General features: G+C 53.9%; 18 protein-coding genes and 1 pseudogene. 10 read left to right on the top strand and 9 right to left on the bottom strand.

Annotated elements, in window-relative coordinates:
- Window positions 1–5: 5 nt before the first annotated feature.
- Genes PS2015_RS10815 through miaB form a run of 4 tightly spaced genes read right to left on the bottom strand, consistent with a single transcriptional unit; the run spans window position 6 to window position 3,808 of the window.
- Window positions 6–866 carry a CorC family transporter gene (locus PS2015_RS10815; protein ID WP_058022254.1) on the bottom strand — a complete coding sequence of 287 codons (861 nt, stop codon included), beginning with the start codon at window positions 864–866 and terminating at the stop codon, window positions 6–8.
- A complete protein-coding gene (gene ybeY / locus PS2015_RS10810; protein ID WP_058022253.1) occupies window positions 863–1,381 on the bottom strand; it encodes an rRNA maturation RNase YbeY in 519 nt (172 codons plus the stop codon). The genes PS2015_RS10815 and ybeY overlap by 4 nt, the downstream gene beginning before the upstream one ends.
- Window positions 1,353–2,402, bottom strand: a complete 1,050-nt coding sequence (locus tag PS2015_RS10805; protein ID WP_058022252.1) for a PhoH family protein — start codon at window positions 2,400–2,402, stop codon at window positions 1,353–1,355. Before PS2015_RS10805 ends, ybeY begins: the two co-directional genes overlap by 29 nt.
- Before the next feature lie 59 nt (window positions 2,403–2,461).
- Window positions 2,462–3,808, bottom strand: a complete 1,347-nt coding sequence (gene miaB / locus PS2015_RS10800) for a tRNA (N6-isopentenyl adenosine(37)-C2)-methylthiotransferase MiaB (protein ID WP_058022251.1) — start codon at window positions 3,806–3,808, stop codon at window positions 2,462–2,464.
- A 140-nt stretch (window positions 3,809–3,948) separates the two neighbouring features.
- On the opposite strand from miaB, the gene PS2015_RS10795 reads away from it, so the two are divergent.
- Complete coding sequence (locus tag PS2015_RS10795) at window positions 3,949–4,281, top strand: DUF1820 family protein (protein WP_058022250.1); 333 nt, start codon at window positions 3,949–3,951, stop codon at window positions 4,279–4,281.
- Between the two features lie 112 nt (window positions 4,282–4,393).
- Complete coding sequence (locus tag PS2015_RS10790) at window positions 4,394–4,864, top strand: hypothetical protein (protein WP_058022249.1); 471 nt, start codon at window positions 4,394–4,396, stop codon at window positions 4,862–4,864.
- Here the strand turns inward: PS2015_RS10790 and PS2015_RS10785 are convergent.
- Window positions 4,861–6,150: an aspartate aminotransferase type Ic gene (locus tag PS2015_RS10785; RefSeq protein WP_058022248.1), complete on the bottom strand. Its 1,290-nt coding sequence runs from the start codon at window positions 6,148–6,150 to the stop codon at window positions 4,861–4,863. The two genes, PS2015_RS10790 and PS2015_RS10785, sit on opposite strands and share 4 nt — an antisense overlap.
- A 102-nt stretch (window positions 6,151–6,252) precedes the next feature.
- Here PS2015_RS10785 and PS2015_RS10780 point away from each other — a divergent pair, with 102 nt between their 5' ends.
- Window positions 6,253–7,263, top strand: coding sequence for a serine/threonine protein kinase (locus PS2015_RS10780; RefSeq protein ID WP_058022247.1), 1,011 nt, complete (start codon window positions 6,253–6,255; stop codon window positions 7,261–7,263).
- Window positions 7,264–7,289: 26 nt separating this feature from the next.
- Here the strand turns inward: PS2015_RS10780 and PS2015_RS10775 are convergent, their stop codons facing one another.
- Both PS2015_RS10775 and PS2015_RS10770 read right to left on the bottom strand, forming a co-directional pair.
- The gene (locus tag PS2015_RS10775; protein ID WP_058022246.1) at window positions 7,290–7,817 is read right to left on the bottom strand and encodes a TlpA family protein disulfide reductase; all 528 of its coding nucleotides are present in this window, start codon (window positions 7,815–7,817) and stop codon (window positions 7,290–7,292) included.
- A gap of 30 nt (window positions 7,818–7,847) precedes the next feature.
- Entirely contained in the window at window positions 7,848–9,026 is a 1,179-nt protein-coding gene (locus PS2015_RS10770; RefSeq protein ID WP_058022245.1) for an acyl-CoA desaturase, read from the bottom strand.
- A gap of 141 nt (window positions 9,027–9,167) precedes the next feature.
- Between PS2015_RS10770 and PS2015_RS10765 the strand changes: the two genes are divergently transcribed.
- Window positions 9,168–9,425, top strand: a complete 258-nt coding sequence (locus tag PS2015_RS10765; RefSeq protein WP_058022244.1) for a SlyX family protein — start codon at window positions 9,168–9,170, stop codon at window positions 9,423–9,425.
- A 45-nt stretch (window positions 9,426–9,470) separates the two neighbouring features.
- Here the strand turns inward: PS2015_RS10765 and PS2015_RS15810 are convergent.
- Window positions 9,471–9,677 (bottom strand): annotated as a pseudogene (locus tag PS2015_RS15810) (cold-shock protein); the annotation flags it as partial.
- 425 nt (window positions 9,678–10,102) lie between these two features.
- Here PS2015_RS15810 and PS2015_RS10755 point away from each other — a divergent pair.
- The 4 genes from PS2015_RS10755 to PS2015_RS10740 all read left to right on the top strand — a co-directional run bounded on the left by PS2015_RS10755 (window position 10,103) and on the right by PS2015_RS10740 (window position 13,132).
- Complete coding sequence (locus tag PS2015_RS10755; RefSeq protein ID WP_058022242.1) at window positions 10,103–10,651, top strand: glycine zipper 2TM domain-containing protein; 549 nt, start codon at window positions 10,103–10,105, stop codon at window positions 10,649–10,651.
- An 84-nt stretch (window positions 10,652–10,735) separates the two neighbouring features.
- A complete protein-coding gene (locus tag PS2015_RS10750; protein WP_156412722.1) occupies window positions 10,736–11,068 on the top strand; it encodes a PepSY domain-containing protein in 333 nt (110 codons plus the stop codon).
- A 6-nt stretch (window positions 11,069–11,074) separates the two neighbouring features.
- On the top strand, window positions 11,075–11,752 hold the full coding sequence (locus PS2015_RS10745) for a response regulator transcription factor (protein ID WP_058022240.1): 678 nt from the start codon (window positions 11,075–11,077) through the stop codon (window positions 11,750–11,752).
- Window positions 11,753–11,755: 3 nt separating this feature from the next.
- Window positions 11,756–13,132, top strand: coding sequence for an ATP-binding protein (locus PS2015_RS10740; protein ID WP_058022239.1), 1,377 nt, complete (start codon window positions 11,756–11,758; stop codon window positions 13,130–13,132).
- Window positions 13,133–13,164: 32 nt separating this feature from the next.
- Here PS2015_RS10740 and PS2015_RS10735 read toward each other — a convergent pair whose 3' ends face one another.
- On the bottom strand, window positions 13,165–13,923 hold the full coding sequence (locus PS2015_RS10735) for a sulfite exporter TauE/SafE family protein (protein WP_058022238.1): 759 nt from the start codon (window positions 13,921–13,923) through the stop codon (window positions 13,165–13,167).
- 117 nt (window positions 13,924–14,040) lie between these two features.
- Between PS2015_RS10735 and PS2015_RS10730 the strand changes: the two genes are divergently transcribed.
- Together PS2015_RS10730 and PS2015_RS10725 are read left to right on the top strand one after the other, a co-directional pair.
- Window positions 14,041–14,394 carry a type IV pilus modification PilV family protein gene (locus PS2015_RS10730; protein ID WP_156412721.1) on the top strand — a complete coding sequence of 118 codons (354 nt, stop codon included), beginning with the start codon at window positions 14,041–14,043 and terminating at the stop codon, window positions 14,392–14,394.
- Between the two features lie 68 nt (window positions 14,395–14,462).
- Window positions 14,463–15,020: a hypothetical protein gene (locus PS2015_RS10725; protein ID WP_156412720.1), complete on the top strand. Its 558-nt coding sequence runs from the start codon at window positions 14,463–14,465 to the stop codon at window positions 15,018–15,020.
- Window positions 15,021–15,060: the final 40 nt, after the last annotated feature.

Here is a 15,060-nt window from a genome sequence, read left to right as displayed (position 1 = left end):
AAAAATTAATTGGGTTCAGTGGACGTCGGTACTGTCAGTTTTAATAGCCTTATCTGACGGCTGTCGGCGTTAAGGACGGTGAAGCGATACTGGTCCAGTTCTACGGTCTCGTCCCGCTCCGGAATGTGACGCAGTTTTTGCAGCAGCAGGCCGCCGACGGTGTCTGCTTCTTCGTCACTGAACTCGCTGCCGAAGTACTCGTTAAATTCTTCAACCGGGGTCAGCGCCTTGACGATGAATTGCGAGTCTCCCAACGGTTTGATATAGCTTTCATCGTCGACATCATATTCATCATCAATTTCGCCAATTATCTGTTCCAGCACATCCTCAATAGTGACCAACCCGCAAACCATGCCGTACTCGTCAATAACCACTGCCATATGGTTGCGGGTTTCACGAAACTCTTTCAGCAGAACATTGAGCCGCTTGCTCTCCGGCACGCAGGTGGCGGGGCGAACCATGTCTTTCAGATTAAAGCGTTCGTTGCTGTCCGTTAAAGCCAGCGGCAACAGATCTTTGGCCAGCATAATTCCGATAACCTGGTCTGGATTGTCACCCGTGACGGGGAAACGGGAATGAGCCGCTTCAATGACGATATCCAGAATCTCCTGCAGGGAGTCGTTGATCGATACGGTGACCATTTGCGAGCGAGGGATCATGATTTCCCGTACCTGCATACTGGACACTTGCAGTGCGCCCTCGATAATGCTCAGAGCATCGGCGTCGAGCACTTGATCCTGTTCAGCGTTTCTGATCAGATTCAGCAGGCTTTTGGTGTCCGTCGGCTCATCGCTGAACACCTGCACAATGCGCTCCAGCCAGGATTTCTGGCGGGTTTCGCCAGTACTGGGGGGTTCGTCGGTCATGCTGTCTCAATGCTCCTGTCGATATAAGGATTGGCAACGGCCATCTGGGCCAGAATATTGATTTCAAGTGTTTCCATTTTTTCGGCGTCGGCATCGTTCTGATGGTCAAACCCATTCAGATGCAGAACACCGTGTACCAGTATATGCGCCCAGTGATCAGCCAGCGATTTATGTTGCTCCTGCGCTTCCGTGCGTAGAACTTCCGGGCATATCAAAAGGTCGCCCAGCGGGATATATTCCAGATGGTCGGTAACCACTGAAGGCAGATCACCAGGGAATGACAACACATTTGTCGCTGAATTTTTGTGACGAAAGTGACTGTTTAATTCTGCGGAGACCTCTTTGCCGACCAGTCGAACGACCAGCTGTACTGGCCGTGCGTCAGCCGCAGCCAGTGACGGACCGGCCTGCTGCTGAGCCAGCTCGCACCAGCGGGCTATTTGCGTATCGTCTGGTGCATCGTCGAAGACTTCATCCCGAATGATGTCAACCGTCACGGTCTTTGCTGTTGGCATTGTCCTGGCTCAGTGGTTTGATGGTCGACTGTTTCTCATACGCATCATAAGCTTCTACAATTTTCTGCACCAGGGAGTGGCGTACCACATCTTTGGAGTCAAAGTGGCTGAAACCGATGCCGGGTAGATTGTTTAATACTTTCAGGACATGAACAAGCCCGGAACGGGTGCCTTTGGGTAGATCGATCTGGGTGATATCTCCCGTGATAACAGCCGTTGAGCCAAAGCCGATTCGGGTCAGAAACATTTTCATTTGAGATACGGTGGTATTCTGGCTTTCATCCAGAATGATAAATGAGCCGTTCAGTGTTCGACCGCGCATGTAGGCCAGAGGCGCGACCTCGATCACATTTTTCTCAATCAGCCGGGTGACTTTTTCGAAACCCAGCATTTCATAAAGTGCGTCATACAGAGGGCGCAGATAAGGGTCGATTTTCTGGGACAGGTCGCCAGGCAGAAAGCCCAGTTTTTCGCCTGCCTCCACCGCCGGTCGCACCAGCAGCAGACGCTTGACCTGGTCCTGCATCAAGGCTTCAACGGCGCAGGCCACGGCCAGGTAGGTTTTGCCTGTGCCAGCCGGTCCGATGCCAAAGTTGATATCCATCTGGCGGATGTTCTCTACATATTGGCGTTGGTGCTTGCCGCGGGGTTTGATGGAGCTGCGCGGTGTCTTGATCAACACCGGCTTCAGATTCTCGGTCAATTCACTTGGCTGAACGCTGATCTGCTGTTCAGTGACAGGCACAAAACCAGACTCCCGCAAGGTCAGGTGAATGATGTCCGGACTCACGGCGGTGCCGTCTTCGGTTATGGCATAAAGTGAGTCCAGGACGCGGGCGCCTTCCTTGACAGAGTCCTCAGCACCAGAGAGCTGAAATACATTGCCGCGATGGCGGATCTGCAGTGCCAGTGAATTTTCGATCTGGTGGATATGCTCGTTCTGGTGCCCGCACAGATTGGCCAGGCGATAGGTGTTGTCCGGCTCCAGCGTGAGCCGTTGAGTGCTTTGTTCAGTAGCCATGCAGCAGGGGGTAAACCTCCGGGAAATTGACAGACATTACGCAGTCAGTATAGAGCAAGTTAAAGCTCGCCTGCCAGAGAGTTAGGGTACGCTTCCACAATTTTAACTTCAACAAAGTTTCCGACCAGTTCCGGGTCATCACAGCTGAAATTGACCACGCGATTATTTTCCGTGCGTCCTTGCAGGCTGTTGAGCCCCCGTTTTGACTCGCCGGTGACCAGGATCCGTTGCGTGCTGCCCACCATAGCCCGACTGATGGCTGCCGCCTGTTGATTGATCTGTGCCTGCAGCACGGTCAGGCGGTGTTTTTTCTCCTGCTCGCTGGTGTTGTCTGGCAGATCCGATGCGGGTGTGCCGGGGCGTGGACTGTAGATGAAGCTGAAGGAGGTATCAAAACCAACTTCAATAATCAGGTTCATGGTGTCTTCAAAATCTTTGTGTGTCTCTCCCGGAAATCCGACAATAAAATCTGATGACATGCTGATATCCGGTCGAATGGCTTTAAGCTTGCGGATGAGCGATTTGTACTCCAGCGCAGTATGTCCGCGCTTCATCGCCGCCAGAATGCGATCGGAGCCACTTTGCACGGGTAAGTGCAGGTGGCTGACCAATTCAGGAACATGTCGATAGACCTCGATCAGATTGCCGTTGAACTCTGTCGGGTGAGAGGTGGTAAAACGAATCCTGTCAATACCGTCGAGTGCCGCGAGATAGGTAATCAGGGTGGCCAGATCAACAAGCTGCCCGTCGTGGCTGATGCCCCGATAGGCGTTGACGTTCTGGCCTAACAGGTTGATCTCCCGCACGCCTTGCGATGCCAGGTGAGCGGCTTCAGCAAGGACATCGTCCAATGGCCGACTGACTTCCTCACCCCGGGTGTAGGGAACGACGCAGAACGAACAATACTTGCTGCAACCTTCCATAATGGTCAGGAAGGCCTGGCAACCCGATACGCTGGGCTCGGGCAGACGATCAAATTTCTCTATTTCCGGGAAGGTAATATCGACCAGCGGCAGTCCCTTGGCGGAGCTTTTCAGCATGCCGGGTAACTTGTGCAGTGTCTGGGGACCGAACACCACATCGACATAAGGGGCGCGCTTGCCGATGGCCTCGCCTTCCTGACTGGCCACGCAACCGCCTACCGCAATCTTGATGTCGGGCCGTGCATCTTTCAGGGACTTCCAGCGGCCGAGCTGGGAAAAAACCTTCTCCTGCGCTTTTTCGCGGATGGAGCAGGTATTCAGCAGCAAGATGTCGGCTTCTTCCGGGTTGTCGACAACATCGGCGCCCTCAGTCTCACGCAGCAGATCCAGCATGCGCGATGAATCATATTCATTCATCTGGCAGCCGTGGGTCTTGATGTACACTTTTTTACGGGCGGGGGCCGTCGATTGCTTGGTTGTCATAGCAGAAACACAGAAAATTATCGAAAGAGGAGGATTATATCAGCTAATTTATGGAGATGCTGTATCTGCCGGCAGGCTTTGCGCTACAATACGCCGCTTTATCGGATACACCCACTGAATGACCTTCTCAAGAGAAACCTATGGCCAGTCGTCAGGAAATCTATCGCATCACCTTTCTGAACAAGGGCAAGGTGTATGAAATTTTTGCCCGCCAGGTCTATCAGAGCGAGCTGTATGGTTTTATAGAAGTGGAAGAGTTTCTGTTTGATGAGCGTAGCCAGGTTGTTGTTGATCCGGGCGAGGAAAAACTGAAAACTGAGTTTCAGGATGTGAAGCGCAGTTTTATCCCGCTGCAGGCCATTATCAGAATTGATGAGGTTGAAAAAACCGGGATTGCCAAAATTTCCAGTGGCGACAACATCATGCCCTTTCCCATGCCCAACTTTGGCAATCGCTCAGGCAGCGAGAGCTGAGATTCATGCCCGATTCGGGCTGACGTTAAGCAAACGTTCAGGCTGCTTCCGCTACAACTGAACCTGGGTCCGCAGATGCGGGCTCAGGATACAAGGTCAGGAGGAAGCACAGATGAACATAACAGCAATGACAAGGCGATTATCCATTGGCGCGATATTGGCCGTGGCCTGCGTGTTGGCGGTCAGTCCGACTTTTGCAGACAGCTACACCAGCGTCAGAATTTACCACACCGTCAGTAAACCCCTGGTTGTTATTCACTCGGTCGACAGTCAAAGTATTCGCTATGTGAAGCGCGGCGATCACTACGCTTATGCCAGCAAAGGCAAGGACTATGGCTATCGCAGTTACAAGCATCGCAAAGGTAACAGTTACCGTGGCCACGGCAAGTATGACAGCTATTCCGGTCACGCCCTGTGGGCCCGGCCTTCGCAGAGTTACCATGGTTATCGGAAGCCAACACGCGGCAGCTGGTCATCGGACCGCCACCGCGAGAAAGTGAAATACAACCACCATGGGCGCGACAGCAAAAGCTACCGTCGCGCGGAGCGACACAGCGTGACCGTTCGCCAGCGTTCCCGCTAGTTGCCAGCGCTCTCGCTGGCTTCCAGTGTGGCCAGCTCGACACACAGTACAAATACCTGCATGGCTTCATCAATCTCTTTCAGACTTGGGAATGATGGAGCCAGGCGGATGTTGGTATTCGCCGGATCTTTCTTGTAAGGCCAGGTGGAGCCGGCCGGTGTCAGTTTGACGCCTGCCGCTGCGCACAGTTCAACTACCCGACCTGCCAGGCCCGGCTGCGTATCGAACAGGATGAAGTAACCACCAGCCGGTTCAGTCCAGGAACCCAGAGCTTTGTTGTTGATGGTTTTTCCGCTCAAGCCCTCCCGCAAGTGTTTTAGCACCAACTCAAACTTGGGTTGCAGGATTTTGCGATGTTCCTGCATCAGTGCCCGCAGGCCAGTCATGTCTTTCAGGAAGCGGACATGCCGGAGCTGGTTAACCTTGTCTGGGCCGATGGTAGAGATGCCCAGGTATTCAGCAAACTGTTTAATGTTCGCTTCTGACGAAGCAACAAATGCCATGCCAGCACCCGCAAAGGTGATTTTGGAGGTGGATCCGATCACGATGGCGTTATCCAGCGTGCCGTATTTATCGCTTAACTCCAACAGATTGGCCAACTGTGGCGGCTCATCACTCAGGTGATGTTCGGCATAGGCGTTGTCCCACATAATGCGGAAATTGGCGCCAGCGATTGTACCCAGGCGGGCAAAACGATCAACCACCTCATCAGCATAGACCACGCCGTTAGGGTTGGCATACTTGGGCACACACCAGATGCCTTTGATCAGCGGGTCCTGACTTAACAGTTGTTCGACTTCATCCATATTCGGTCCCTGCTCATTCATGCGTACAGGGATCATTTCGATATTTAATGCTTCACAGATCGAGAAATGTCGGTCGTAGCCGGGGGCAGGGCATAAGAACTTGATACGCTCCGAACCTTTTGCCTCGTTCTGCCAGGCCGATTCAGCGCCTTGCAGGCCATTAAGCATGGCGTTGGCGACGTACTGATACATGATCTGCAGAGAACTGTTGCCACCGACCATCACCTGAGAAGGGTGTGTTTCCAGATAGTCGGCAGCAAACTGGCGAGCCTCGGGGATGCCCAGGCCACCGCCATAATTGCGCGCGTCTGTGCCGTCAGCACAGCGGTAGTCACCGTTCAGGATGCCATCCAGGGCGTTGCTCAGATCCAGCTGCGCAGTGGCTGGTTTGCCACGGGTCAGGTCAAGGTTGAGTTGTCGGCTCTTGATGTTTTCGTACTCTGCCAAAAGTGCCTGTCGGCGGTCGGCTGCGTTAGTCATGCTGGGGTCTGACTCCTTTAACGGATGCTGTTGAATTCAGGGTGCGGGGCGGTATTTTACAGTATACTCGCGCCAAACTCGATCCAAAGGCAGCAGCTTATGATGACTCCCGCGACTCAGGCCCACCCCTATGCGGTACTGGGGCCGGATCAGGTTCTGGATGCCATTGAAGCGCTGGGGCTGGAAACCAGCGCCCGGGTGTTTGCCTTGAACAGCTATGAGAATCGTGTCTATCAGATTGGCATGGCCAGCGGTGAATTTTTAGTCGCCAAATTTTACCGGCCCGGGCGCTGGAGTGATGACCAGATTCTGGAAGAGCATGCGTTTTCTGCAGAGCTGGCAGACCTGGACATACCGGTGGTGCCGCCGATGACCATAAATGGACGCACTCTGCACCATGTTGACTGTCAGGGGCAAAGGTTTGCATTGGCCCTGTTTCCGCGCCTCGCCGGACGCGCGCCGGAGCTGGATAATCCCGATAACCTGCTGGTGATGGGGCGTTTCCTGGGACGTGTCCACCTGGTGGGTGCGCAATCAGCTTTCAGGTTTCGCCCGGCGCTGAGCATTGAGCGTTATGCGATAGACAGTCGAGAATTTTTACTGTCCCACAAATTTTTACCCGCCTCGCTGATCCCGGCTTACGAGACGCTCAGCAAGGATCTGATCGCTCGCATGCAGCACATTTTTGAGCGCGCATCTGATGCTCTGCATACTATCCGGCTGCACGGTGACTGCCATCCGGGCAATGTGCTGTGGCGCGAGGATCGGCCATTTTTTGTGGACTTTGATGACGCGCTGAGTGGGCCTGCCGTGCAGGATCTGTGGATGATGTTGTCCGGTGAACGTGATCAGCAGCAGGCCCAGTTGTTGGAAATAATAGAGGGTTATGAGGAATTTGCGGAGTTTGATGCCCGGCAGCTGGCGTTGATTGAATCGCTGCGCACCCTGCGTATGATGCACTACAGTGCATGGCTGGCCAGGCGCTGGTCGGATCCTGCATTTCCAATGAGCTTCCCGTGGTTTAATACTGAGCGTTATTGGTCCGAACACATCCTTGAATTACGCGAACAGATGGCAGCACTGGATGAGCCGACTTTGAGACTGTATCCCTGACTAATGCCCGGTTTCAGGTGCTGCTGTCAGTCGGACTCCGCCAGAATGGCTCGCAGCGCCTCTTCAAGCAGATCGGTATCACCCTCGCGAAATCCCAGATGTACCTTGCGAACGATCCCCTCTCGGTCAATCAGAAATGAGGTCGGCATACCAGCCACTCCATAGAGATCCATTACCTCGGCTGTCTGGTCTGCCACAACGTGATAAGCAAGAGGGACTTCCAGATCTTCGAGGAACTCATGCGCGTCTTCTATCGGGTCGTCAATAGTGATAGCCACCACCTCAAAGCCTTGCTCCCGATACTGCTCGTACAGTGTATTGATCTGCGGCAGTGATCGGAGACAGGGCAGGCACCAGGACGCCCAGAAGTCGACATAAACAACCTTGCCACGGAGTTCACTCAAGGTAATGGCCGCGTCTGATGAGCGTACGCCCGGCAGCTGGAAGTCCGGCGCGGGTTCTCCTTGCGGCACGGTGGACGCGGCCAGCGAGGCGGGCACAGCCAGCAGGCAGAAAACCATGATGCGTTGCAGAAGCGCTGTCGTATTCTTCATCTTGGGGAGTCCGGTCATTTATCAGTGGCTTCAGGCGGCGTTCTGTTGCAGGTTGGAGAAACCCTGCATCAATTCCTGCCAGCGTTGTCGCTGCAATTTAAGCTTGTAACGCACCTCGCGGTAGCTGTCTCGCAACGCCAGCTGATCCCATTTTTCATGCAGTTGATCCTGCAATTGGGTGGTTTTGGCCTCGTACCACTGCTGGCGATGCATGGCCCATAAGTCCAGCGTGGCCTTCAGTTGCTGGTACTCCTCTTCCAGCTTGCTGCGCCATTTTTCGGCATTGGCCAGCGCATTGCATTTCTCGCTTGCGTGGCGGTACTGCATTTCCAGGCGAGCCGTTTCAATGGTTAGCGGGGATACCCGTTTCAGATCGCTGGTCAGGCCAAGCCATTCGCAACTGCGAATCAGCCACTTGGTCGGGTCAAAATGCCACCAGCGGATGCCATTGCGATAGTCCCACTGGAAGGTATGATGGTAGTTGTGGTATCCCTCTCCGTATGTCAGAAAAGCCAGCACTGTGTTGTCCCGGGCGGAACTCTTGTCGCTGTATGGTTGCTGACCCCACATGTGCGCCAGTGAGTTGATAAGATAGGTTACGTGCTGGCTGAGAACCAGTCGCAACAGGCCGGCCAGCAGCAGGCCGGCCATAATGCTGCCGCCCAGATAGCCGAGCAGGGCCGGCAGCGCGATATTCATGACCAGAACCAGCGTCAGGTAATGCTTGTGTTGCCAGCAAAGGATGGGGTCGCGTTGCAGATCCTTGATGTTGGAAAAGTCCTGCTTGCCGCTTTCATAATTGCGAACTATCCAGCCGATGTGCGAAAACCAGAAGCCACGGCCGGCAGAATATGGATCACGGTCGTTGTTATCAACAAATGCGTGGTGGCGGCGATGATCGGATGCCCAGTTAAACACATCATTCTGCAGGGCGCAGGCACCGCCCAGAGCGAAAATGAAGCGCAACACAGGGTGCGCCTTGTAAGCTTTGTGTGACCACAGGCGATGATAACCGGCCGTGATGGAGATGCCGCAGAATCCCATCATCAGGACAAAGACGGTCCAGTCGTAAACTGAATAACCGTAGGTAAAGCCGTACCACGGCACCAGGGTCAGGGCAAAAAGGGGTGTCAGGCTGAACAGCAACATGTTTGTCCAGTTAACGGGGGCGTTTTCTTTTACGCTGCTGTTTTCGGAAATGTCTCGCATAAACTACGGATCCTGAATGCTCATAACTAAGTAATGACGTCTTTGCCACAAGTCAAAAGACACGATATGACTTATTAATCTTACACGGTTGCGCGTTTAAAATGAAACCGACGCTGTCACAGCCTGGCGTCACGCGCTAACATGACACAGGAACACATAGCTAACACAAAAGAGGTGGAGATGCTCAGCGACGAACAGCTTATAGATCTGCAATCGCGCATCGCGTTTCAGGAAGACAGTCTTATCGCTTTGAATGACGTGATCTCTCGCCAACAACAGCAGATAGATGCGCTGGAGAGAGAGTTGCTGCTCCATCGTGAAAAACTTGTGGAGATTCTTGATTGGCAGGCGACTCGCGCTGAAGGGGCGGCGGCGGACGAAAAACCGCCGCACTATTGATTAACGAAATCTGATTAACGAAATCGATAGCTTTCGCCCGGTGGATCAACCCGGGATGGATGCAACATCGTCCGCCTGCAGGCCTTTTTCGCCCTGACTGACGGAAAATTCGACGCGTTGGCCATCCTTTAATACCCGATGGCCTTCACCACGAATTGAGCGGAAGTGAACAAAAACGTCATCGCCGCTGTCGCGGGTAATAAAACCGAAACCTTTGCTGGCATTGAACCATTTAACATTGCCCTGCTCGCGTGGCGTGTTGCTGGCGGGTCGTGAATGGCGACGTGCAGTTTTTTTCTTGTTGGCAGAGCCCGCCCTGGTGGCCAGGTTGGCGCTGACGGCAGTGGCTGCCAACAGGACAATGGCCGTGATGGCAAACTGGCTGTCGACAGTGGGATTGGTAAACAGGTAAATAATGGCCAGGCCGACCACTGTGGTGATCAGGGCAGGTATCAAAGTGTTGCGGAACATGTGCTCTCTCTTGGGTGTCACGCCGGATCTGGGGTCCGGCTTTGTGTAAATTATCGTTTTTATTAAGTCTTGCGACCGGACGATTGTAACCGCAACCGGCAAGGATGCAAACAACTGGCTCGACAAGCAGAGCTGACTTTCCGTTCAGTCTCTATTCAGCTCCGCAGCGATATTCTGCAACTGTTCACAACAGAAGGAGGTGAGTCATGCGACGCAATAACGACAAACGCGCGGGTTTATTGGTGGCCGCATTGAGCGGTTCCGCTTTGCTGCTCAGTTCGGCTCTGGCCAACGCCCAGCCGCATTATGTGTTTGCTGATGTCATTGAGACCCGGCCAATATACGAGGCAGTTACTGTCTCCGAGCCTCGGGAAGAGTGCTGGAACGAACAGATTCGGATGAAAGATGCACACCGCTCTGATAGCCGCACACCCGTGCTGATCAGCACGATTGTAGGCGGTGCGATCGGCAATGCATTGGGAAATAATAAATCCAGCCAACGTGTTGGCACGGTTGTCGGTGCTGTTTTGGGCCATTCTGTGGGGCGTGATATAGTGTCCGCCAACAACAGGCCGGAGCCGGTCCGTTATCAGACTGTTCAGCATTGCGAAGTGGTAAATCATTACCGGGATGAAGAACGGTTAACCGGTTACCAGGTTCGTTACCTCTTCAACGGCGAAGAGTACACGGTGCACACCGATCGCGATCCGGGTGAGCGCATTCGTCTGCGTGTTGATGTGGTGCCAGTATTGTAAATCGTGATGGATGGCCAACCGGCTGTCCGGCGATTTGTGTTGGTGTCACAAGGCTCAGCAGTATTAATTTCGGAGACTTTTCTTGTGACATTATCAGGTTCTGAACTGACGCGCCGAGCCGGTTTACCAGGCTTGCTGAGCATGGTTGTGCTTGCCATGACCCTGTTTATGGCTGGCGATCTGAGTGCGCAACCAACCCCGCCTCCGGCTCAAACGGCTGAGCAACAGCAAGCCGTTGGGCCGGTCAACCAGCGCCAGGCGCTAGACCGGGTGCGGGCACGTTTTCCTGGTGAAGTCATCAGCATCAATGAAGTGCGTCAGGGAGATCGTATCCGCTTTCGGGTGCGGCTGGATAATGAAGGCAATATCTACACCGTTTATGTGGACAAGGCCACGGGTGTGGTCAGCAGGGAGTGAGCCGTCATGCGTATATTGTTGGTTGAGGATGCCAGTCTCCTGCGTCAGCAGTTGAAAATGGGGCTGGAGCGGGCAGGCTTTGTCGTTGATGATGCGGCCGACGGTAAAACAGGCCTGTTCCTGGCTCTGGAAAATGATTTTGATGCTGCCATCATTGATCTCGGCTTGCCAGAAGTGGATGGTATCAGCATTATTCGCAAACTCCGTGAGGCGGGACAACAGTATCCGGTGCTGATTCTCACCGCCCGCGGCGATTGGCAGGACAAGGTGGCCGGCCTGGACGCCGGAGCCGATGACTATGTGGTCAAACCCTATCGTATTGAAGAAATCCAGGCGCGCCTCAATGCCCTGATGCGTCGAGCCGCCGGTTTCGCCAGTCCGGTCATTAACGCTGGCCCGGTGAGCCTTGATACGGCAGCCAAGCGGGTCTGTGTTGGCGAGCGTGAAGTTGATCTGACTGCCTTTGAATATAGAACCCTGGAATATCTGATGTTGCATCCTGACCAGGTGATTTCCAAAACCGAGTTGACCGAGCACCTGTATGCGCAGGATTACGATAGAGACAGCAACGTCCTGGAAGTGTTTATCAGACGCCTGCGCCAGAAGCTTGACCCGGATCAGACCCTGCAGCCAATCGAAACGGTTCGTGGGCAGGGTTATCGGATACGGGCCATGAGCGCTTAAGCAATGCCGTCCAATCACCGCTACTCCCTGCAGAATCGCCTTCTTCTGTCGGTTTCCGTGCTGTTAACGGTCTTTCTGGGTTTGACGGGCGTTGTGCTGGACAGAGCATTTCGGGCCAGCGTCGAAAGCGGCGTAGCAGAGCAGTTGCAGGTACAGATTTATGTATTGTTGGCGGCCGTTGATGAAGCCGACGGTGAATTCTACTTCAGTGAGAATCTGCGCGAACCGCGTTTCTCCCAACTCAATTCAGGCCTGTACGGCTTTTTACTGGATGCCCACGGCCAGGTGTTGCTGCGGACATCATCCGCACTGGAAATTGATCTGACTTTGCTGCCTTTCACCCATGACCTGTCGCGTGGCGACACAGTATTCAATCGTCTGCAGTTAAATGATGAAATTGATTATTTTTCCAGCAGCTACGCGGTGACCTGGGAAAACCGGACGACACCAGTGGTATTTACAGTGCTGGAAAGCTCTCAAACTTATTTATTGAGTGTCAGTAATTTCAGGGCCAGCCTGTGGTCCTGGCTGGGCGGCCTGGCCGCTTTATTATTAGTGTTGCAGCTCTTGTTATTGCGCTGGGGCCTGGCTCCCTTGCGTCGGCTGGCGCGGGATCTGACACACATTGAGCAGGGTCAGACTGAGCTGCTTAGTGAAGACTATCCGCAGGAATTAAATACAGTAACCCGAAACATGAACCTGTTGATTCAGTCTGAGCGCAAGCAGCAGCAGCGTTACCGCACAACTCTGGGCGACCTGGCACATAGTCTGAAAACGCCCCTGGCGGTTATTCAGGGAGAGCTAAATACAATTAAGACGCCTGATGCTTCCGGAGCTCAGATTATCCAGGAACAGTTAGAGCACATGAATCAGATTGTCGGGTATCAATTGCAGCGTGCCGTGCGCTCAGAAAACAGCCGTACCCTCGCCAGGCAGGTGGATCTGCAAGAGACCGCGGAGCGGATATGTCGAGCACTGGAAAAGGTCTATGCGGACAAGGCGGTGAAAATCGAACAGCAGGTAGAACCCGGGCTGCTTTTTTTGGGAGACGAGCGTGACCTGATGGAGATGCTGGGCAATCTGCTGGACAACGCCTGCAAGTATGGACACGGACGAGTTGTTATTCGCGCCATCCGGAATACTGATGGAGAACTGCCAGTTAGCCTTGTTATTGAAGATGATGGCCCGGGTATTTCAGAAAATGAGCGGAGTGTGGTGCTGGAGCGGGGTGTCCGGCTCGATACACTGGCGCCGGGACAGGGCATCGGCATGGCCGTAGTCGCCGATATTGTGCAGAGTTATGGTGGTCGCATCGACATTGATCGATCGTCGCTGGGCGGCGCGAAGCTTAGTTTGCTGTTACCTAATGTGAGGTTTTAAGAAATCACTGCGAAAAGCGCCACAGGCGGCTTTCAGAAAAACAAGGCCGCCGCGCAGGCCACCAGCGTCATGGCAAACAGAAACCATTTGACTGTATTCTGGCTGGCGCGGATCGCAAACTTGACACTCAGATAGCTGCCGGCCATGGTGCCGACTGCCAGTATCAGTCCCGGCAACCAGCGTATCTGATCGAACCAGATGAAGACAGCCAGCGATACAGAGGTAAACGACAGTGTGCAGACCATCTTGAGTGCATTGGCTCTGACCAGGTCGTAACGTAAACCACCAGACAGCGCTGCCAGAAGAATGAAACCCACGCCCGCCTGCACAAATCCACCATAGACGCCCGCCACAAAAAGGCCCAGCCAGGCGCCTCTGCTCTCGGAGACCTTGCGGACCGGTGTGCCTTCAGGCGGTGCAATGAATCCTGGTCGGACCAGAATGATAAACGACATTGTCAGAATGGTGCCCAACAGCAAAGGTTTAAGTGCCACATTGGGCATCACGGCTGCAACCACTGCACCAATCGCACCTCCGGATAATGTCGGAACCAGGATTGAGGTGATGGATTGGGTGTCGAGACGGCCATAGTGATGGAAGCCGCGCACGGCGACGGCGCCTTGCAGAAAAACGCCCACCCGGTTGGTGCCGTTGGCGACATCGGGGGGTAATCCCAAGAGCATAAGCATGGGCAGAGTCAGGTTGGAACCGCCACCGGCCAGAGTGTTGATCCAGCCGGCAACCAGGCCGGTCAGGGTCAGAATGACCAGCAGAAAGGGATCGTATTCCATGCCTGGCGGGTTTCCATGCGCTAAGGGGAGCTGGATTATAAGGAAATGTCAGCACAAACTCCAATCAGGGGCTATAACACAATCAGTGTCGTAGAAAAATTTGTCGGAGTTTGTTGAATGCGTGTGCAAGCGGGGTTCTCAAGCCTTGAAATCATGGTGGCAGGATTAATTCTCAGCGGTTCAATTCTGACAGCCCTGCAATGGCAGGCATCTGCCGGGCAGGTCATGCAACGGACTATTGAAGAGTACATCGCAGGTGTGCAAGCGCAGGAAGTGCTCAATGTGTTGATGATGGCCAACAACCTGCCTTGCGCAGAATCAGAGCGCCTGATTGACCATTGGATGGACCGCACCCGGCTGCATCTCAGCGAGGCCGCAGTCGATTTCAACGATATTGAGGGACGTATGACTCTCAGCTGGTTCAGTCATCCGACCGGGCAGCGTCTCAGTCTAACGGTTTTGCTTCCCTGATGCGATTGCATAATCTAGTCCGATACTTTATCGTCCGGCAATCTGGCGTAACGCTGCCGGAACTTCTCGTGTCATTAGTCGCCGGCTCTTTGATGAGTCTGGCCTTCTTGCAGGTCTATCTGGATATCAGTCAGCATCAACTGTCGCTGCGTCAGTCTCGACAGTTGATGCATACGGATCACGTTCTGCGTCGTGTGCTGCAGGCCGAGTTCGATGACTATATTGCCAGTGGCAGTGCCCGGATGGTCAGCCGCTGGCATCACAAGGCTGACTTTGATCGGCCAACGGCTGCGATCAGTGGCAGTGATGTGATCAGAATCAACGGCAGCACGTTCTACATTGCTCATCGTGGGCGTCGGGCAGATCAGCCGGCTGGTTTGTATCGACGACGGGATCGACCGGCGTCCGGTTACTACCCTGGAGAAGAGATAGTAGAAGGTGTGACTTCACTGCAACTTGAATTGTGTGACACGCGATGCGATGAGGCACTTGATGAGTTGTCATCAAATCAGCTGACAGGTCTGCGTATACATTATGAGCTGAGACCCGATCAGCGGCTTCCGGGTCAACAGGTTCTGACGCTGGCGGCCAAAGGGTTGGTCAGAGATGATGTGCAACGTGAATAGCCTGTTACAGTTCAGACGGCAGAGGGGTTTTATGTTGCCG

The organism is Pseudohongiella spirulinae (assembly GCF_001444425.1).
Taxonomy (GTDB): Bacteria; Pseudomonadota; Gammaproteobacteria; order Pseudomonadales; family Pseudohongiellaceae; genus Pseudohongiella; species Pseudohongiella spirulinae.
The sequence above is the reverse complement of the archived record's forward strand: the minus strand, read 5'-3'. Positions and strand labels throughout refer to the sequence as shown.